The 19,216-nt window shown below is 63.8% G+C and carries 19 protein-coding genes; 5 read left to right on the forward strand and 14 right to left on the reverse strand.

The window, feature by feature from the left end; all coding sequences use genetic code 11:
* Window positions 1–124: 124 nt before the first annotated feature.
* Complete coding sequence (locus BLU39_RS00135; protein WP_139178076.1) at window positions 125–457, forward strand: hypothetical protein; 333 nt, start codon at window positions 125–127, stop codon at window positions 455–457.
* Between the two features lie 90 nt (window positions 458–547).
* Here BLU39_RS00135 and BLU39_RS00140 read toward each other — a convergent pair whose 3' ends face one another.
* The 7 genes from BLU39_RS00140 to BLU39_RS00170 all read right to left on the reverse strand — a co-directional run bounded on the left by BLU39_RS00140 (window position 548) and on the right by BLU39_RS00170 (window position 7,957).
* Complete coding sequence (locus BLU39_RS00140; protein WP_092707990.1) at window positions 548–1,984, reverse strand: catalase; 1,437 nt, start codon at window positions 1,982–1,984, stop codon at window positions 548–550.
* Between the two features lie 282 nt (window positions 1,985–2,266).
* A complete protein-coding gene (locus BLU39_RS00145) occupies window positions 2,267–2,959 on the reverse strand; it encodes a tetratricopeptide repeat protein (protein WP_092707993.1) in 693 nt (230 codons plus the stop codon).
* A gap of 56 nt (window positions 2,960–3,015) precedes the next feature.
* Window positions 3,016–5,112, reverse strand: coding sequence for a bifunctional 2',3'-cyclic-nucleotide 2'-phosphodiesterase/3'-nucleotidase (locus tag BLU39_RS00150; RefSeq protein WP_092707996.1), 2,097 nt, complete (start codon window positions 5,110–5,112; stop codon window positions 3,016–3,018).
* 89 nt (window positions 5,113–5,201) lie between these two features.
* Window positions 5,202–5,651: a TlpA family protein disulfide reductase gene (locus BLU39_RS00155; RefSeq protein WP_092707999.1), complete on the reverse strand. Its 450-nt coding sequence runs from the start codon at window positions 5,649–5,651 to the stop codon at window positions 5,202–5,204.
* On the reverse strand, window positions 5,648–6,115 hold the full coding sequence (locus tag BLU39_RS00160) for a DUF3299 domain-containing protein (protein WP_092708002.1): 468 nt from the start codon (window positions 6,113–6,115) through the stop codon (window positions 5,648–5,650). The genes BLU39_RS00155 and BLU39_RS00160 overlap by 4 nt, the downstream gene beginning before the upstream one ends.
* A gap of 10 nt (window positions 6,116–6,125) precedes the next feature.
* Window positions 6,126–7,304, reverse strand: coding sequence for an ABC transporter permease (locus BLU39_RS00165; RefSeq protein WP_092708005.1), 1,179 nt, complete (start codon window positions 7,302–7,304; stop codon window positions 6,126–6,128).
* A complete protein-coding gene (locus BLU39_RS00170) occupies window positions 7,301–7,957 on the reverse strand; it encodes an ABC transporter ATP-binding protein (protein WP_092708008.1) in 657 nt (218 codons plus the stop codon). The genes BLU39_RS00165 and BLU39_RS00170 overlap by 4 nt, the downstream gene beginning before the upstream one ends.
* A 137-nt stretch (window positions 7,958–8,094) precedes the next feature.
* Between BLU39_RS00170 and BLU39_RS00175 the strand changes: the two genes are divergently transcribed.
* From BLU39_RS00175 to BLU39_RS00190, 4 genes are read left to right on the forward strand one after another with little or no spacing between them, the layout of a single operon-like run.
* Complete coding sequence (locus BLU39_RS00175; RefSeq protein WP_092708011.1) at window positions 8,095–9,321, forward strand: GTP-binding protein; 1,227 nt, start codon at window positions 8,095–8,097, stop codon at window positions 9,319–9,321.
* A gap of 19 nt (window positions 9,322–9,340) precedes the next feature.
* Complete coding sequence (locus BLU39_RS00180; protein ID WP_092708014.1) at window positions 9,341–10,339, forward strand: CobW family GTP-binding protein; 999 nt, start codon at window positions 9,341–9,343, stop codon at window positions 10,337–10,339.
* Window positions 10,336–11,124 (forward strand): HoxN/HupN/NixA family nickel/cobalt transporter, encoded by a 789-nt coding sequence (locus BLU39_RS00185; RefSeq protein WP_092708017.1) that lies wholly within the window; start codon window positions 10,336–10,338, stop codon window positions 11,122–11,124. Before BLU39_RS00180 ends, BLU39_RS00185 begins: the two co-directional genes overlap by 4 nt.
* 44 nt (window positions 11,125–11,168) lie before the next feature.
* Window positions 11,169–11,687 carry a GNAT family N-acetyltransferase gene (locus tag BLU39_RS00190; protein WP_175539166.1) on the forward strand — a complete coding sequence of 173 codons (519 nt, stop codon included), beginning with the start codon at window positions 11,169–11,171 and terminating at the stop codon, window positions 11,685–11,687.
* Window positions 11,688–11,693: 6 nt separating this feature from the next.
* Here BLU39_RS00190 and BLU39_RS00195 read toward each other — a convergent pair whose 3' ends face one another.
* The 7 genes from BLU39_RS00195 to BLU39_RS00225 form a co-directional block, all read right to left on the reverse strand.
* Entirely contained in the window at window positions 11,694–12,119 is a 426-nt protein-coding gene (locus BLU39_RS00195; RefSeq protein WP_092708023.1) for a Fur family transcriptional regulator, read from the reverse strand.
* 103 nt (window positions 12,120–12,222) lie between these two features.
* Window positions 12,223–13,563, reverse strand: a complete 1,341-nt coding sequence (locus BLU39_RS00200; RefSeq protein WP_092708026.1) for an alpha/beta hydrolase — start codon at window positions 13,561–13,563, stop codon at window positions 12,223–12,225.
* Between the two features lie 108 nt (window positions 13,564–13,671).
* Window positions 13,672–14,550 carry a proteasome-type protease gene (locus tag BLU39_RS00205; protein ID WP_034748331.1) on the reverse strand — a complete coding sequence of 293 codons (879 nt, stop codon included), beginning with the start codon at window positions 14,548–14,550 and terminating at the stop codon, window positions 13,672–13,674.
* Window positions 14,551–14,641: 91 nt separating this feature from the next.
* Window positions 14,642–15,451 (reverse strand): transglutaminase family protein, encoded by an 810-nt coding sequence (locus BLU39_RS00210; protein ID WP_092708029.1) that lies wholly within the window; start codon window positions 15,449–15,451, stop codon window positions 14,642–14,644.
* Window positions 15,451–16,395, reverse strand: a complete 945-nt coding sequence (locus BLU39_RS00215; protein ID WP_034748325.1) for an alpha-E domain-containing protein — start codon at window positions 16,393–16,395, stop codon at window positions 15,451–15,453. Before BLU39_RS00215 ends, BLU39_RS00210 begins: the two co-directional genes overlap by 1 nt.
* Entirely contained in the window at window positions 16,389–17,843 is a 1,455-nt protein-coding gene (locus BLU39_RS00220; RefSeq protein WP_092708032.1) for a circularly permuted type 2 ATP-grasp protein, read from the reverse strand. The genes BLU39_RS00215 and BLU39_RS00220 overlap by 7 nt, the downstream gene beginning before the upstream one ends.
* A gap of 173 nt (window positions 17,844–18,016) precedes the next feature.
* A complete protein-coding gene (locus BLU39_RS00225; RefSeq protein WP_175539167.1) occupies window positions 18,017–19,144 on the reverse strand; it encodes a sensor histidine kinase in 1,128 nt (375 codons plus the stop codon).
* Window positions 19,145–19,216: the final 72 nt, after the last annotated feature.

Below are 19,216 nucleotides of genomic sequence, written 5' to 3' on the forward strand. Positions count from 1 at the left end.
GCGCTGTTTCTTGCACGACAATGATGTCAATCAGGGGGAGCAGCCACGCATGGACGTGCCCGGCGAAGCGTGCTGCAACGCCGGAGGGCCGGGTGTATCATGGAAGGCATCAGGAGGGTGTGTCATGTCAAACAGTAAATTCGCACAATCGCCATTTGCCGTCTTCGAGGACGCCGCCATGCCGTATTTGCCGGATGAGACCCCTGGACAGGGTATGGGACAGTACGCCCCTGCCGCGCCACCGGGCCGCCTGGAAGCGGCGAAGCGTCGCAACGAGCGGGCGCTGATGGCCATCGACGGCGTGGAAGGCGTCGGCGTGGGGCAGACGGACGTGGGCAAGGACGCGCTCGTCGTGTACCTGCGCGACTCGTCCGTCAAGCGGCGCGTGCCGTCGCAGGTCGACGGCTATCCGGTGGAAACGAGCATCACGGGCCAGATCGATATCCAGCGCTGGTAGCAAGCCGGCCCGGCCGCTTGGTCTTCGTGCCGTGGATCGCTGCGGCGGAAGGCCTGTTGCCAGACCTTCCATACCGTCTTTCAGCCGGCCTTATTTGCTCAGGCGGCTGATCGCTTCGGCCACGCCCGCGCCATAGGCGGGATCGCACAGGGTGCAGTTGCCGATGTGGCGTTGCTTGACTTGTTCCGACGCGCCCGAGATGGCGCGCGCCGTGTTGTCGAACAAGGCTTGCTGCTGCGCCGCGGTCATCAGACGGAACAGGGCGCGCGGCTGCGAATAGTAGTCCTCGTCGACCCGGTGGTTCCAGTGGTCGGCCGCGCCTTCGATGCTCAGTGGCGGCTCGCGGAAGTCAGGCTGCTCGGCCCATTCCTGCTCGCTGTTCGGTTCATAGCCCAGGGTGCCGCCCATGTTGCCGTCGACGCGCATCTGGCCATCGCGGTGGTAGCTGTGGAACGGGCATTTCGGCGCGTTGACGGGGATATGGCTGTGATTGACGCCGAGGCGGTAGCGCTGCGCGTCGCCATACGAGAACAGGCGGCCTTGCAACATCTTGTCCGGCGAAAAGCTGATGCCGGGCACGACGTTGGCGGGGTTGAAGGCCGCCTGTTCCACTTCGGCAAAGTGGTTGTCCGCATTGCGGTTCAGTTCCAGCACGCCCACTTCGATCAGCGGATAGTCGCCGTGCGGCCATACTTTCGACAGGTCGAAGGGGTTGAGGTGATACGTGCCCGCTTCTTTTTCCGGCATGATCTGCACGTACAGGGTCCAGCGGGGGAAATCCTTGTTTTCGATGCTTTCGTACAGGTCGCGGTGCGAGCTTTCGCGGTCCTTGCCAACCAGTTCTTCCGCTTCCGCATCCGTCAGGTTCTGGATGCCTTGCTGGGTCTTAAACGTGAACTTGACCCAGAAACGCTCGTTTTGCGCATTCAGGAAGCTGAAGGTGTGGCTGCCGAAGCCATGCATGTGGCGGAAGCTGCGCGGCAGGCCACGGTCGCTCATGACCACCGTCACCTGGTGCAGGGCTTCGGGCAGCGAAGTCCAGAAGTCCCAGTTGCTGTTGGCGCTGCGCAAGCCCGTGCGCGGGTCGCGCTTGATGGCGTGATTCAGGTCGGGAAACTTCAAGGGGTCGCGCATGAAAAAGACGGGCGTATTGTTGCCGACCAGGTCCCAGTTGCCTTCTTCCGTGTAAAACTTCAGGGCGAAGCCGCGGATGTCGCGTTCCGCATCGGCCGCGCCCCGTTCGCCGGCCACGGTGGAAAAGCGCGCGAACATCGGCGTTTTCTTACCCACTTCGCCAAAGATTTTCGCCCGCGTGTAGCGCGTGATGTCGTGCGTGACGGTAAACGTGCCGTGCGCGCCGGAACCCTTGGCATGCATGCGGCGCTCGGGGATGACTTCGCGGTCGAAGTGGGCCAGCTTTTCCAGGAACCACACATCTTGCAGCAGGACAGGGCCGCGCGGGCCGGCCGTCTGGATATTCTGATTGTCGGGAACAGGCGCGCCAAAGGCGGTGGTCAGCTTTTTCATTGGACTCTTTCTTTCATGGCTAGGCAGAGCAATGGACGCACCGGCGCTACTCAAACACTGGCTGGGTTGAATGAACACTCACCGGGGCTGGTCCAGAGTAAAATTTCTAAAATGCAAACCAGTGTAAACTTTTTTGTGCGGGATGGCTTGCCGCGCCGCCCGAGCAAGCTCAGGCGTCGTCCTTGCATCATAAGCGCTCAAAGGCCGCCGCTCCCGCACGCTTGCAAGTTGCAAGTATATAAAGGCAGGCTTCGATCGCGCCACTGGCCTTTTGCCCAGTTTTTAAAACTTGTTCCAATTATTATGCCGGTGCTCCGTCGCTTCCTTCATCAGGTGGCCGGCGCGCAAGGCGTCGTCGGCTTGCACCGTCATGGCCAGTTCCTGGATGGCGGGCGGATATTCATGGTGGGCCGATTCTTCCAGCAGTTCACGGCCCTTGGCCAGGTCGCGCGGCACGCCGCGGCCTTCGCGGTAGGCGTTGTAGAGCAAAAACATGGCGTGTGGATTGCCCAGTTCGCTCGACTTGGCCAGCCAGTGCGCCGCTTTTACGGGATCTTGCGGCACGCCTTCGCCATTCGCCGCCAGCAGGCCCAGCATCAGGGCCGCCTTCGCATGGCCTTGCTGCGCCGCTTGCCGGTACCATAGCCAGGCTTGGCCGGGCGTGGCCGCGCGCAGCATTTGGCCCAGCTCGAAGGCCGCTTCCGTGTCGCCGGCGCGGGCCGCCTGTTCGAACAGGCTCAGGGCCTCGGCGCGGCGTTCGGGACGGGGCTGGTAAATCAGCGCCAGTTCGCGCTCTGCGACGGGCATGTCCTTGCTGGCCCAGCCGCGCACCTTGCGTTCGGCCTGGTGGTCGCCCGCCTGGCGCGCATGCATGGCCACGGCTTCGATTTCCGCCGGCGTGGGCGGTGGCGATGCCTGGCAGGCGGCCAGGACCGTGGCCAGCACGACGGCAGGGAGGGAAAGTGCGTGTTTCATCTTGACTAGCTTTCATCAAAACGGGCCGGAACTGCCGCAGTCCCGGCCCATGGACCTTATTTGCTCAGGTCAATGCGGTATTTGGCGAAACCGCTGGCGTCGAGGCCGCCTTCTGCCGCCACGTTGGTGATGCCGCTGCCTTGCGCCAGCGCCAAATGGCCCGGCGCCGAGCGCAGGATCACGGGGCCTGCCGTGGCCGTCTTGACGAAGCTCCAGCTGCGCGCGCTGCCATTGGCCGCCAACGTCACCTTGCCGCCCTTGGTGCTCAGCGACGCCAGGTAGTTGCTGACCACGGCCTGGTTCGCATCGGGCGACTTGATGATGGTCTTGCTGCCATCGATGCCAGGCACGGCGCCGCCGCCGCCGGCGCGGTAATCGTTGGTGGCGACGATGAAGTCATCGCCGTCGGCCACGGGCGCGCCCTTGTAGGTGAGGTTGACGATGCGGCTGCCCGGCTTTTTCGTCACGTCGATCTGGTACGTCAGCGCATTGTTTTCCGCGTAGAACACGTCATAGTTATAGATCGTGCCATACGACGGCACCAGGTCCTGCTCGGCCGTGGCGCTCGGGTCGATCTGATTGAATTGCTTGGCCGACGTTTCCAGCCATGCTTTCAAGTCAGATCCCTTGATCTTCACGGCTTGCAGGTTGTTATTGCTGTACAAATACAAGTCGCCCGGATTGCGCACCTGCAAGCCGACCGGTGCGGCCGGCGTTGCGCCAGCCGCCACGTCCGTGAAGTCCGATGGCCCGTTGCGGCCCGCCTTGAATGGCGCGCTGCAGGAAATGACAGGGATATTCTTGTAGCTGGACAAGGTGGCGTCCGTGCTGGTGGTGATGAAGTTCTTCACGTAGTCGAGCTGCGCCTGGTTCACCAGCTGGATGGCGCTCACGTCGCCGACGAGCGCAAAATAGGCCGACATCTCGAAATCCGTGCTGATGCCCAGCGGCTGCTTGGCGTAGGCAATGGTGGCCGCGTGCTCGGTAGCCACGAGCGGCGCGATGGCCGGGTCGGCTTTCACGAGGGTCGTGCCATCCGTGTACTTGAAGCCGCGCGATTCCACCGTCGTCTTGGCCGGCTGCACCACCCACTTGCCGCCCTGATACACCATCGTCAGCTTGATGATGCCCAGGCGGCGACCCCAGCTTTGCGCCATGACGGTCGGCACGTCGTTCACAAAGCCGTTGACGGCGTCGATCTTGGCGCTGGCGGGGAAGGCGGCAAACGAGGCATCGAGCGCGGCCGCGCCGACTTCCTTGCCTTTCGGGAAGATCAAATGGGAATGGCCGATCATCAGGGCGTCGATGCCCGTGCTGGTCAGGTGATAGCTGCCGTTTTCCATCTTCGGGCTGTAGGCGCTCGTGTCCAGGCCGCCATGCGACAGGGCCACGACGAGGTCGGCGCCCTTGTTGCGCAATTCCGGCACGTACTGTTTCGCCGCTTCCTGCACGCCCGTCACGCTGACCTTGCCAGCGAGTACTTTTTGATCCCATTCGAGGATTTGCGGCGGCACAAAGCTCAGCACGCCCACATTGATTTTCACGGTCAGCTTGCTGCCATCGGGCGCCGTGGCGGCGAAATCACGGGGCAGCAGCGTGTAGGGCTGGAAAATCGGCTTGCCGCTGGACACGCCGACGACGTTGCTCAGCACGGAAGGGAAGGCGGGCGCGCCGCACGTACCCGTCGGCTTGGCCACGCCGGGTATGCCGAAATCCGTGTTGGTGATCTGGCTCAGGTAAGGCAAGCCGTAGTTGAATTCATGGTTGCCCATGCCACCCGCATCGTATTTCAGCGCGTTCATGGCCTTGTGCACGGCCAGGGTGCCGGAGCACGGTACGGGCGCGGCCACGGCCTGCAGGTCGGCCAGCAAGGTGCCCTGGATGACGTCGCCATCGTCGAGCAAGACGTTGTTCGGGTTTTCCGCGCGCGCCGCCTGGATCAGGGTCGACGTGCGCTCCAGGCCCAGGCTCGTGTCTTCGGCCAGCGCATAGTAGTTATAGCTCAAGACGTTCGAGTGGATGTCTGTGGTTTCCAGCAATGCCACAGTGACCGTCGTGCCCTCGGGAATGGCCGGCGCCGTGTTTGAACTGCCGTTACAACCGACGAGACCCGCACTTGCCAGCGCCGCCAGCATGACCCAATTTGTTTTCATTACCGCCCTCGGAAAGATTCAAAGGACGCGACTGTAACGCCGCCATGTGACGCGGCGATGACAGCCGTGCAAGGCGCATGGATACAGGCTTACGCGCAGGCGGCCACGGCCTTGGCCAGCCAGGCCGCATCGACGGGACCCAGGCGCCGCGCGCAGATACGATGTTGAGAAGTTAGAATCACTGTGTACGGCAAGCCCTTGATTTCATTGCCAAAGATGGGCAGCAAGGCGGGCCAGGCCAAGGCCTGGGGATAGCTGGCCCGATGCTGCCGCAGGAACGCTAGCGCGGCCGCCCGCGTGTCGATGGCGATACCGATGAACGGTTGTTTCGGCTGGCGGGCGGCGTGGGCCTTCAGTATCGGCAGCTCCCGGATGCACGGCAGGCAGTCGCTGGCCCAGAAGTTCAGCACCACCGGCTGGCCCTGGAACTGGCCGAGCTTCATGCGGCCTTCGCCATCGACGCGCGGCAGGTCGAAGGACAGTGGCGCGGCGTTCGCCTGGCAGGCGAGCACCAGCAATAATGCCGGCCAGCGCGTCATTGTGGCACCACGGCCGCGTCCGTCATGCGGTAGTACAAGCCCATGGGATCGCTGGCCAGCACCTTCAGCTTGCCTTGCACGATGAACGGCGCATAGCTGAATTTCACGGCTGTGCGGCTTTTGATCTCCACCACGCCTTCCGGGCCGGCCGGCAGGCAAAAGGGGCAACTGGCCGAGGTGACGGTCAGCAGGAAGTGTTTCTGCTTTTGCCCTGGTTCGAGGGGCATCATGAAGCCTTGCACTTTCACATCCGTGTTGTCGAGTGCACTGATTTCCGGCGTGTATTTCGGCACCATGCGGCCCTTTTTCGCCTTGACCGTGGTGGCCTGGCCCAGCAGTTTCCACGACACGACGCCGGGCAAGTCCGTCAAGGGAGCGAAGAACGAGGGCGGCTCGTCGGCGGGGGCGGCGCAGACGCAGCCGGCCAGCAGCAGTCCAGCGCTCAAGATCATGATTTTCAACATGTATTTCCTTTCAGGGGCGCGCCAGGGTGGCGGCGATATCGGTGCGGTAGGCGCGCACGGCGGGCAGGGCGGCGGCCAGCAAGCCGACGGCCACGGCGATGAAAGGCAGCCACGCTTCGCCGGGCGCGACGCGCCACGCTTGCAGATTCAGTTGCTGCATCGATTCCAGCAAGCCAATACCGGCATGGCCCAGCAGCCAGCCCAGCGCCGCGCCCGTCAATGACAGCAGCAAGCCTTGCGCCAGCAGCAAACGCAGCAGTTTGGCGGGCGAGGCGCCCAGGGTGCGCAGGATGGCCAGGTCGGTCTTGCGCTCTTCCAGTGCGCCGTACAGCGCCACGAACAGCGACAGGGCCGCCACCAGCAGCACGCCGGCGCCAATTGCCCGCAACACATCGATGCCGACGCCCAGCAGATTGAACAGCCGTGCCGATTCGAAAGCGGGCTGGGCCGCCTGCAGGCGCGGCTGGCCATTCACCCAGCGCGGCAGGCCGATGGCGGCCAAAGGCGTCGCGTAGCGCACCAGCACGGCCGTCAATTCGCGCTGGGGCGCAGTTGCCGTCGGTTCATCGGGGTCCGTTTCATGCACTCGCCACACGGAAGCGACGGGCGTGACGATCAATCGGTCGAGCACGGTGCCCGTGGGCGCCAGGATACCCGTCACCGTGTAGGGGGCGTGCTCGTGCAGTTCGCCACCCGCCGCCAGCCCGTGCGAGCCGGCAAAGCGGGCGCCCACGGTGACGCCCGTTTCGCGGGCCGCCTGGGCGCCAAACACGGCTTGCATCGGCTGCGTGAACAACTTGCCTTGCGCCAGGCGCGCGCCGTAATGGTCGAGCAGCGCCGTCGTGCTGCCGACGATGCGCACACCATGGAAATTGTCGCCCAGCGCCAGCGGGATCGCCGATTGCACCAGCGGCTGCGTGGCCAGTGCCGCCAGCGCGCTCTCCGGGATGTTGCCGGTCGGAATATCGGCGTGATACACGGATGACAGGATCAGTTGCAAGGGCGAGCCTTTCGCGCCCACCACGAGGTCGATGCCTTGCGCATCGCGTTCGGCGCGCTCTTCCAGCTGGCTGGATATGCCGAGTATGAAGGTCATCATGGCGATGCCGATGGCCACCAGCAGCACATTCAAACTGGACGCCAGCGGCTTGTGGCGCAGGGCGCGCCAGGCCAGGGTGGCCGCATTCATGCCGCCTCCCTGGCGCGCGGCAGGCGCAGCACGGCAGCACCGGGCAAGGCGGCCAGCACCCTCGCATCGTGGCTGGCAATCACCAGCGAGGCGCCGGCTTGCGCGGCTTGCCCGGCCAGCAGGTGCACGACGGCGGCGCAGGCGTCGTCGTCGAGGTTGGCCGTCGGTTCGTCAGCCAGTATCAGTTGCGGGCGCATGAAGACGGCGCGCGCGATGGCGGCCCGTTGCCGCTGGCCGCCGCTCAGTGCATACGGATAGGCATCGAGCTTGCCAGCCAGGCCCAGCTGTCCCAGCAGGCTGGCCGCGCGGGCCGGATCGGTGCGCTGGCCGCTGGCGTAGGCGGGCAGCAAGACATTATCGAGCACGTTCAAGCTGGGCACGAGCGCCAGTTGCTGGGGCAGCAAGCCGATGACGCGGCCGCGCCAGCTGTCGCGCTGGCGCGGCGTGAGGCCGGGCAGGGACGTGCCCGCCACGTCGAGGCGGCCCGCCTGGGGCGCCAGGATGCCGGCCAGTAAATGCAGCAAGGTCGATTTGCCGGAGCCGGACGGCCCCAGCAGCAGCGCATGCTGCCCGGCGGGCAAGTGGAAAGCGGCGATATCGAGCACGGGGCTGGCCGGATCATAGCCGTAGGTCAAAGAGGCGAGGTGAAGCATGGAATTCTTTCGAAAGTCAGGCTGGCAAAGATTGCCGCACAAATGCAACTGAGCTGCATTATAATTCAAACGCAATAGACTTGCATTTAAAATGCGGCACCCATAGCCTCCCTTAATTGTTGATCCGAAAGATACCCATGACCCAGCGCAAACTCCCCGTCACCGTCCTGTCCGGCTTTCTCGGCGCCGGCAAGACCACCTTGCTCAACCACATACTGCGCAACCGCGAAGGCAAGCGCGTGGCCGTCATCGTCAACGACATGAGCGAAGTCAATATCGACGCTTCACTGGTGAAAGACAGCGCCGAAGCGGCCGGCGCGGCCCTGTCGCGCACGGAAGAAAAACTGGTCGAGATGTCGAACGGCTGCATCTGCTGCACCCTGCGCGACGATCTGTTGCTGGAAGTGCGGCGCCTGGCAGCGGAAGACCGCTTCGATTATTTGCTGATCGAATCGACGGGCGTGGGCGAGCCGATGCCCGTGGCCGCCACCTTCGACTTCGAAGACGAGCACGGCGACAGCCTGAACGACGTGGCGCAGATCGACTGCATGGTCACCGTCGTCGACTGCGCCAACCTGCTCAACGATTTCCATAGCGAAGACAGCCTCGAGCAACGGGGCGAGACGGCGGGCGAGGGCGACGACCGCCAGCTGGCCAATTTGCTGACGGAACAGATCGAGTTTGCCAATGTCATCGTCCTCAACAAGGTCGACATGGTCAATGCGGCCGAGCGCCTGCGCGTGCTGGCCGTTATCAAGGCCCTCAATCCAGGCGCGCGCATCATCGAAACAAACCAGTCCGTCGTGCCGCTCGACGCCATCCTGGGCACGAATCTGTTCGACCTGGAGCAGGCGGCCGCCATGCCGGGCTGGGCGCAGGAGCTGGCCGGCGTGCATACGCCGGAGACGGACACGTATGGCATCAGCAGCTTCGTCTACCGGGCGAAGGCGCCGTTCCACGCGCAGCGCCTGCACGACTACTTTGCCCAGCCGATCAAGGGCGTAGTGCGCAGCAAGGGATATTTCTGGCTGGCCAGCCGCCCCGAATGGGTGGCCAGCCTGTCCGGCGCGGGCAAGCTGATGAATATCGAACCCGTGGGCTTGTGGTGGGCGTCCGTGCCCAAGGAGCGCTGGCCAACGGATGCGGCCTCGCTGGCGGAAGTTAAGGCGGGTTGGAGCGAAACGTATGGCGACCGCTACCAGGAACTGGTCTTCATCGGCCAGGACATGGACCAGGCCGCCATCGAGGCGGACTTGAAGAAATGTCACCTTAACTACACGGAAACGCGCCTGGGCATGGCTGCCTGGCGCAAGCAGCCCGACCCGTTTCCGCAATGGCAGCGCATGGAAGAATTCGACGACTAACCTTGAACAGGAACACAATATGACAGAACTGATCCCCGTTACCATCATCACGGGTTTTCTCGGCAGCGGGAAAACCACCTTGCTCAAGCGCATATTGCAGGGCGATCACGGCGTGCGCATCGCCGTGATCGAAAACGAATTCGCCGCCGAAAGCATCGACCATGGCTTGCTGGTGCAAGACAGCGACGAGCAGATCGTGGAAATGAACAATGGCTGCATCTGCTGCAGCGTGCGTGGCGATTTGATCCGCATCCTGGGTGAGCTGCACGCCAAGCGTCAAGCCGGAACCATCGCATTCGACCACGTGATCATCGAAACGACGGGCCTGGCCGCGCCTGGCCCCGTGGCGCAAACCTTCTTTGCGGAACCCTCCGTCAGCGAGTACTACATGCTTGACGCCATTTTGACGGTGGTCGATGCGCGCCACGCGCAGCAGCAATTGACGGCGCACCAGGAAGCGCAGGAGCAGGTGGGCTTTGCCGACCGCATCCTGCTGTCAAAGACGGACCTGGTCAGCAAGGACGAGCTGGCCGCGCTGCGCCAGCGCCTGGTCGCCATCAATGGCCGCGCCAGCATACAGAAAGTGCGCTTTGGCAATGTGCCGCTGCGCGACATCCTGAATATTCGCGGCTTCAACCTGAACGCCATCGTCGAACTGGAACCGGATTTCTTGGGAGAACTGGGCCACCGCCATGGCGATGGCGTGCAATCGTTCGTCTACCACCAGTCCCAGCCCCTCGATCTGCTGCAGGTGGAAAATTTTCTCGACGCCGTGGTGCAGCTGTTCGGCACCCAGTTGATGCGCTACAAGGGCATTTTGCACGTGGCCGACCTGGATTGCCGCGCCGTGTTCCAGGGCGTGCACATGCTGATGGGCTCGGAGCTGGGCGCGCCGTGGCGCGATGAGGAAGCGCGCGCCAGCAAGATCATCTTTATCGGCCGCGACTTGCCGCAGGATATGTTGATACGCGGCCTGGACCGCTGCGTGGCGGCCAGTGCCACCGAGGTGGCGGCATGAGCGTGGAAGCGGGCTTGCCCGCCCTGGCGCTGATTTTCCTGCTCGGCATGCGCCATGGGCTGGAACCGGATCACCTGGCCGCCGTCGATGGCCTCACCCTGCGCAGCCAGGCCGCCGCGCCGCGCTGGGCACCATGGATGGGTGCGCTGTTTGCGCTGGGGCATGGCCTCACCGTGCTGGCCATCGTCGCTATCGCCGCCGTGGCGTCGCAGCAATTTACACCGTCGGAGGCCGTGTTCGGCTGGCTGGAATGGCTGCCCATCGCCTTGCTGTTGTTGATCGCCGCCATGAATGCGCGCAGCTTGCTGGCCGGGGCGCAGCTGGCCGAGGTGCGCGGCCGGCTGCTGCCGCGCTGGCTGCGGCGCGCATCCGGGCCGTTCGCCGCCATCCTCGTCGGCATGCTGTTCGCGCTCGTCTTCGACACGGCCCTGCAGGCCGCCGCCTGGGGCTATGCGGCCGTCGCGCTGGGCGGCATGCAGCCGGCCTTGCTCACGGGCCTCGTGTTTGCAGTGGGCATGGGCGTGACCGATACCTTCGACGGCTGGGTCACGGCAAAGGTCATGCGCACGGGCCAGGCAGAGATCGTGCGCGCCTTCCGGCGCCGCCTGGGCTGGCCCATCGTCGCCATCTGCGTGGCGATGGCCGGCACCCTGGCGGCCGGCAAGTTTGATACCGCGTGGTCGTTGCCGGAAAGCTGGACGGCGGCACTGGGCGCGGCCATGGTATTGCTGATGGCGGTGCTGTACGGCTGGACTTTGCTGAGCTTGCGCCGCGTGCGTGCATGAGGCGGGGGCGTGGGTATAATGGAAAAAAACCGCCGGATTCCACCATGCCCGCACCCGAGATCGTCATCCGCCTGCTGACGCCAGCAGACACCCCCGCCTTTTGCGCGCTGCGCCTGCGCGCCATCCTCGATTCACCCAGCTCGTTCTCCTCGTCACGCGAGGACGAGCTGGCCCGCACGCCGGAAGAACATGCGCAGCGCATTGCCGGCGGCCCGCAGCATCGGGCATTCGGCGCCTTCGATAGCGAACGCCTCGTCGGTTTTGCCGGATTGCGGCGCGAACCCATGCGCCAGTTGTCGCACAAGGCCCTGCTATGGGGTGTGTTCGTCGACGTGCCCCAGCGGGGCAAGGGCGTGGCGCGGCGCCTCGTGAATGCCTGCATCGAACAGGCCGAGACGGATCCTGCCATCATGCAGGTCCACTTGAGCGTGAATGCGGAAAACAATGCGGCGCGCCGACTGTATGAATCGCTGGGATTTATCGCCTATGGCACGGAGCCGCGCTCGATGCGTGTCGGTGAGCTGTTCCATGACGAGCATCACCTGGCCTTGCTGCTCAAGTGACGCCCGCTATTTGCAGCGCGGGCACAGGCCCTTGATCAGGTAATCGACTTCGTCGCCGCTGAAGCCTTCCGGCAACAGCACGGGCGGCGGCAGCTTGACTTCATTGAAACAGGTGACGTTCGCGCACTTGGTGCACTGGAAATGGGCGTGCTCGTGCGCCTGGTGGCCGGCGCCCGCGCTGAAGCGCCACACCTGGTCGGCGCCCGCGATGCGGTGCACGAGCTCATTTTCCGTCAGCCATTCCAGCACCCGGTACAGGGTGACGGAATCGATATCGCTGTCCTGCGACAGCGCTTGCTGGATTTCATGGTGGGTCAGCGAACGGCTTTGCGCCATTAAAAAGTCGAGCACCTTCACGCGCGTCTTGGTGACGCGGGCGTTGGTGTTGCGGATCAGCGATTCGGCGTGCGGTGTAGAAGATGATGTCAACATGATAGGCCTGCTTGCGGGGGATCGGCTGGCGGCGTCATCGCCGTGCCCGTTGCCTCCCTATGGGCCGTATCTTAGCATGCGTGCCGCCGCAGATGAAACGGCGTCACGGTTTGAACGTCCAATAGCGGCCGGCCGCCGTATCGACGGGGTCGAGAAAGCGCTGGTCGGCGCGGGCATTGTTGCGTATCAGATAAAACATGTCGGACAGGGCCGAGCGTTTTTCCGCAAAGTACGAGTGCTTCATGAAACTCGTGTCGACCCCGGTGGCGTCGATGGTTTCCACGCCCGCCACGATCAGCATGCCCGCGCCGCTGTCGCCCGCGCGCGCGTAGCCGTGCACGGCTTTCGAGGCGGCCAGGGCCAGGTCTTGCGAGGAGGCATACAAGGTGACGGGGTTGCGCGCGCCGGCCAGTTTCGGCGCGATATCGTGCTTGAAGATGGCCGCATCGATATCGGGTGCGGACAGGATGATTTCCGTGATTTTTTGCGCCAGCTGCGGCTGCGCGGCCAGCAAGTCGGCCACGGCCCGTGTCAGGCCCCGGCTGCCCATGCTGTGGCCCACCAGATACACCTGCGCCGCGTCCGTGCTGGCGAGAAAGTCGGCCAGGAAGGCCATGAGGTGGGGCGTGCTCCATTCGATATTGTTTTCATCGATGGTGTAGCCGGCCACTTCGCCGCGCGAGGGCCAGCTGTAGAACACGGGCGCGCCATCGAAACCGAGGTCGTAGGCCATCTGTCCCGTGCGCCGCGCCGCATCCTCGAAACTTACGTTATAGCCATGCACGAAGATAAAGGCGCTCTTGCCGGCCGAGGCGCGGATCTGGGTTTTGAGTGCGGCAAAGAAATTGTCGCGGTCTTGCACCTCGGCGGACAGCACCACCACGTGCTTGGCCGGGTCGTCGCGAAATTCCAGGCGCCACAGCGACGGCGATTCCAGCTGGCCCATGCGGTGGTCGCGGGGGATGCTGATGTCGCAGCTGCCATAGCTGAGCGGGCCATTGCCGCCCATGATGTTGCGTTCGCCGCTGAAGCGCTGGGCCGGCGGCTTGCCCACGTCGCGCTGGCGGTCCGTGGCGAAATACACCTTGACGACGGCATAATTCGACACGACGGCGCTTTTATCGGCCGGGGCGGGCACGGCTTCCACGTCGGGGACCTGGGGAAAGGGACGCTGCAGCGCATCGAGCAAGCCTTGCGCGGCAAACAGGGTTTCCATGTCGTCCGGCACTTTCGCGCTGGACAGGGCGGCCGACAGGGCCAGTTGCAGCTGGGTATTGCCAGGCTCGGCTTCCAGCGCGGCGATGGCGGCCAGGATGACTGCGGCGCTGTCGAACTTGGCGATGGCCTGCTTGAGCCGCTCATAGTGGCTGGCGACGGCTTCGGGCGCATGGCCGGGCGCGCCATGTTCGATGGCCGCCACGACAGCGGAAGTGATCAAGTCCATGCGCTACCTGCCTTTCAGGTCAATCTGGATTAAATGTCAACCCATATTGCCATAAAAGCACGCGAAAAGCGACTTGTCCAGCGCCGCGCGCAGCCGGTGCGCGGCAGATCAATGCTGCTTGTCGTCGCTGAACTGCTGCGCCAACGATTGCAGCGGCGCCACGGTCAGGCCGCCGCGGCTCACGTGCTCGGGGATGGCCACGCGCACGGGCTTGCTGTGCATGTTGGCGGACGACAGCACGTTCGTCGTCGTTTCCGGCGCCGCGTTCCACACGGGATCGACGATGCCTTCGAACACCTGTTTCAATTGTTCGCCCCAGGTGTCGCGGATCATGCGGAAATACTGGTTCTTTTCATCAATGGTGACGAAGCGCGTGACGGCCAGGCTGCCCGTCTCGTAGACGAGCAGGTCGAGCGGCAAGCCGACGGAAATGTTCGAGCGCAGGGTGGAATCCATGGAAATGAGTGCGCATTTGGCCGCCTCGTCCAGGCGCGTGAACGGATTGACGACCCGGTCGATGATGGGCTTGCCATATTTGGCTTCGCCGATCTGGAAATACGTGTTTTCATCGTGCGATTCGATGAAATTGCCGGCCGAATACACTTGGAACAATCGGCAGCGCTCGGCGCCTATCTGTCCGCCCAGGATGATGCTCACATTGAAATCGATGCCGCAGTCGGCCAGGGCCTTCGCTTCGCGCAGGTGCACGGTGCGCACGGCTTCGCCCACGATGCGCGCCGCATCGTACATGCTGGCCACGTTCCAGATGCTGCGGCCATCCGCATCGACGTGTTCGGAAACGATCTGGCGGATCGCCTGCGAGATCGACAAATTGCCGGCCGTCATCAGGACCAGCATGCGGTCGCCCGGGTTTTCAAACACGCTCATCTTGCGGAAGGTGCCCACCTGGTCCACGCCGGCGTTGGTGCGGGAGTCGGACAGGAAGACCAGCCCTTCGTTCAGGCGCATGCCTATGCAATAAGTCATCGTCGTAAATCAAGTCAAAAGGGGAAGCATTTTACACCAGCCGGGCCCCGCATACCGCTGGCAAGGCCCGGCCAGCCTCATTCCGGCCTGTTTATACAGGCACGATCTGCACATCGACGCTCAACGTTTCCGTGCCGCCACCCTGGCGCACGCCGCGCACGGGAGCAGCCGAATCGTAGTCGCGCCCGATGGCCAGGCGGCAATACGCGTCCGTCATCAGGCGCGCATGCGTGACGTCGATGCTGACCCAGCCCGCGAAATCCCTGTCTTCCGCCCAGGCGTCGACCCAGGCATGGCTGGCCGCATGGCCCGTCGTGCCCGGATCGATATAGCCGGACACATAACGGGCCGGGATGCCCCAGGCGTGGCAGCAGGCAAGGAACAGGTGGGCGTGGTCCTGGCACACGCCGCGCCCCAGGGCCAGGGCGTCGCCGGCCGTCGTGGTGACCATAGTGGCGCCGCTTTCATAGGCGACCTTGCCGACGATGTGCTCCGCCAGGCGCAGCAAGTGCCCGGTGCCCGTCGTCACTGTGCGGTCCGGCAAGCTGGCGGCCGCCAGGTCGAGGATGGCGGAATCGGCCTGCGTCAGCGGTGTCGGCATGGTAAACAACAGCGGCGACAGGGTATCGACCAGGTTCAGCCGTCCCTTGTGCGGGTAGATGGTTTCCACCACGCCGTGCGCCACCAGGCTCAGCGATTGATGGCTGCCGCTGATCGTCAGCATGTGCGACAGGTTGCCGTAGGCATCCGTGTAGGCGTGGCACCGGCCCGGCGTCGTGATTTGCCAGGACAGGGCGCGCTGCTGCGGTTCGATACGCGGCGTCAGGTGCAGCTGCTGGATGGTGTAGGCCAGCGGCGCACTGTAGGCGTACGCGGTTTCGTGGCGGATGGTGAGCTGCATCAGGCCGCCAGGGGAACGAGGAAGTCGCGGCTGACCCGGTTGCCCAGGTCATAGATGTTTTCCAGAAACTCCGTCAGGGTCAGGTGCAGGCCCGCCTTCATGATGTCGTCGATATGGCCGAATTTCAGTTCCGCGTGCAACTTGCCCGCGAAGCGTTCCGTATCAGCCGACACATCGTTGCGGATGTGCTTGAGGTTTTCCACCACGTCATCCATGCAGGCCAGGAGCGACCTGGGCATGTCGCCGCGCAGCATCAGCAATTCCGCCACCCGCGCCGGCGTGATCACGTCGCGGTAGACCTTGCGGTAGATTTCAAAGCCGGAAACGGAGCGCAGCAGGGCCGCCCAGTAGTAAAAATCGCGCTGGGTGATGTCTTTCGACGTGTCGCGCGCGCCGTGGAACTTCACGTCGAGGATGCGCGCCGTGTTGTCGGCCCGCTCGAGGAAGGTGCCGAGGCGAATGAAGTGGATGGCCTCATCCTTGAGCATGGTGCCCAGCGTGACGCCGCGCGACAGGTGCGAGCGGTACTTGACCCATTCGAAGAACTGGCTGGGGTCCGTTTCCAGCAGATTGCTTTTCAGGCGTTTCTGCATGTCGAGCCAGGTGGCGTTCTGGATTTCCCACACTTCCGTCGTCAGGGTACCGCGCACGGCGCGGGCGTTTTCGCGCGCGCCCGTCAGGCAGGCGAGGATGGACGAGGGGTTGTTCGGGTCGCGCACCATGAAGTCGAGCACGTCGCGTGTATGGAAGCGGCCATATTTATGGTCGTACGCGCTTTGCAGCTCGGAAATACCCAGGGTGGCGCGCCAGCCTTGTTCCGCGTCCTGTTCGGACTGGGGCAGCATCGAGGTCTGCATATTGACGTCGAGCATGCGCGCCGTGTTTTCCGCCCGCTCCGTGTAGCGGGCCATCCAGAACAAATGATCGGCGGTGCGGCTCAGCATGTTTTCTCTCCTGCAAAAGCGGATGTGGCTTCCAGTACCCAGGTATCCTTGGTGCCGCCCCCTTGCGAGGAATTGACCACGAGCGAACCTTCGCCCAGCGCCACGCGGGTCAGGCCGCCGGGCACCATGGAAATCGTCTTGCCCGACAGCACGAACGGACGCAAATCGATGTGGCGCGGCGCGATGCCCGATTCCACGTAGGTGGGACAGGCGGACAGGGCCAGTGTCGGCTGGGCGATGTAGCCGCCCGGATTGGCCAGCAGGCGCTGGCGGAAGTCCTCGATCTGCGCGGCGCTGGACGCGGGACCCACCAGCATGCCGTAGCCTCCCGCGCCATGCACTTCCTTGACGACGAGCTGCGCCAGGTTCGCCAGCACGTAGGACAAGTCGGCGCTCTTGCGGCACTGGTAGGTCGGCACGTTGTTGAGTATCGGCTCTTGCGACAGATAGAACTTGATCATGTCGGGAACAAAAGGATAGATCGACTTGTCGTCGGCCACGCCCGTGCCGATGGCGTTCGCCAGGGTCACCCGGCCGGCGCGGTAGACGGACAGCAGGCCCGGCACGCCCAGGGACGAGTCCGAGCGGAAGGCCAGCGGGTCGAGGAAATCGTCGTCCACGCGGCGGTAGATCACGTCGACTCGCTTGGGGCCGCGCGTCGTGCGCATGTAAACAGAGTTGTCGTTGACAAACAGATCCTTGCCTTCGACCAGTTCCACGCCCATCTGCTGGGCCAGGAACGCATGTTCGAAGTAGGCGGAGTTGTACATGCCCGGCGTCATGACGACGACCGTGGGGTCATCGACGCCCATGGGCGCGACGGAGCGCAAGTTGTCGAGCAGCATGTCCGGGTAATGGTCGACGGGCGCGATGCGGTTGCGCGCGAACAGTTCCGGGAACAGCCGCATCATCATCTTGCGGTCTTCCAGCATGTAGGACACGCCGGACGGCACGCGCAGATTGTCTTCCAGTACATAGAATTCGCCCTGTCCCGCCCGCACGATGTCGACGCCGGCGATGTGGGCGTAAATGTCGGAGGCGACGGAAATGCCCTGCATTTCCGGGCGGTACTGGGCATTCTTGTAGATTTGCTCGGCAGGAATGATGCCCGCCTTGATGATGTTTTGCTCATGATAAATATCATGGATGAACATGTTCAAGGCTTGCACCCTCTGCACCAGGCCCGTCTGCATCTGCGCCCATTCGGCGGCGGGAATGATGCGCGGGATGGTGTCGAACGGAATCAGGCGCTCCGTGCCGGCATCGTCGCCGTAGACGGCGAACGTGATGCCGACCCGGCGGAACGTCAGGTCGGCCTCGGCCCGCTTGCGGGCGATGGTCTCGGGGGATTGCTGCGCCAGCCAGCTGCTGAATTCACGATAGTGTTCACGTACCTTGCTGTCCGTACCCACCTCATTTGCAGTCATTTCATTGAAAAAATTTGCCATGTTGTGATTTCCCTTGAGCCGTGTCTGACTATAGCTCAGCAGGAAGCGTGCCAATGGCGCACACCTGAAAGTGTGTAAAAAATGACCATTTTTGTGGCATAAATCCGTCATCCGCACCGCTTTGGTGCGTTACTGCTCGGAAAGTGCCGGTGTTGGGGCAGGTAGCGGCGAGCTCAAGCGTCCGGCGTGACGAAGGGCCGGCAATCGATGGGCAGGTCGATGGTAAACGTGGTGCCCGTTTCCGGCGCGCTGTCGACCAGCGCGCTGCCGCCATGGCTTTCCGCCACGTTTTGCACGAAGGGCAGGCCGATGCCCCAGCCGGGCGCGCTGCCCTGGTGTTCGCGGCGCAGGTACTCGAAGATGCGCTCGGCCTGGTCGGGGGCGATAGTGCTGCCCGTGTTGTGCACGGTGAGTATCATACGTTCGCGCAAGGTGTTGACGTGGATATGGATGGGGCCGTCGTCGCCGTACTTGAGGGCGTTGCCGACCAGGTTTTCCAGGGCGCGGCGCAGCGAATTCTCGCACCACCAGCCCGTCACGGACGCGCCCGTCACCAGGCATTTGCCCGGATGGCCGGTATTGACGCTGTCGCCCACCTGGCGCGCCAGCGGCAGGATGTCGAAGCGCTGCAGCACCAGCGGCAGCTTTTGCCCGCGGTGGTAGCTGAGCGTATCGAGCAATTCCTGGATCATCTCGTCGAGACGCTTGCCGTGTTCGATGATTTTCGACGCCAGGGCCGGCACGTCGAGCTGCTGCGCGCGCCGCTGCAGCAACTGGGCGCTGTTGAGCATGACGGACAGGGGATTGCGCATGTCGTGCGACAGGCCGGCGGCGATGCGCCGCTGGAAGCTTTCGTGCATGGCGGTAAATTCCAGGATGGCTTCGCGTATGCCCGTATCGATCGAGGCATTGATCACCTGCCAGTCGCGGCGCCGCAGCGGCACGCCCGCTTCGAGGGCCGCATCGGCGAAACAGTCGCGGAAGATCTGGTATTCCTGGATCACCTGTTCCGGGCCATAGCTGGTCATGCGCGCCCGTTCGTTGCCGTGCACGGCAGGGGCATTGGTATGGCTGGTGGCATTGTCGCGCGGATAGCCTGGCGTCAGCGCTTCGGCCAGGTTGTCGAAGAAGGCGGGCAAGGTATTGATCAATATCGGTGTCAGCAGGGCATCGGCGCCGCGTACCTTGGCGCGCACCTCGTGTTCCCATTGCGTCAGCACGGCATCGCGCATGCTGAAGATGCGCCGCGTGCGCGCGGGCATGTCCAGCACGTGCATTTTCTGGTCAGAGGCATAGGTCATCGCAGCTCTCCATCGACAGCTCGGCATCCGCGCCGTGCAACGGCGGGAGCTAAAGTATCCTCCAAATCGGCG

The sequence above is a fragment of the Janthinobacterium sp. OK676 genome, assembly GCF_900103595.1.
Classification (GTDB): domain Bacteria; phylum Pseudomonadota; class Gammaproteobacteria; order Burkholderiales; family Burkholderiaceae_D; genus Janthinobacterium.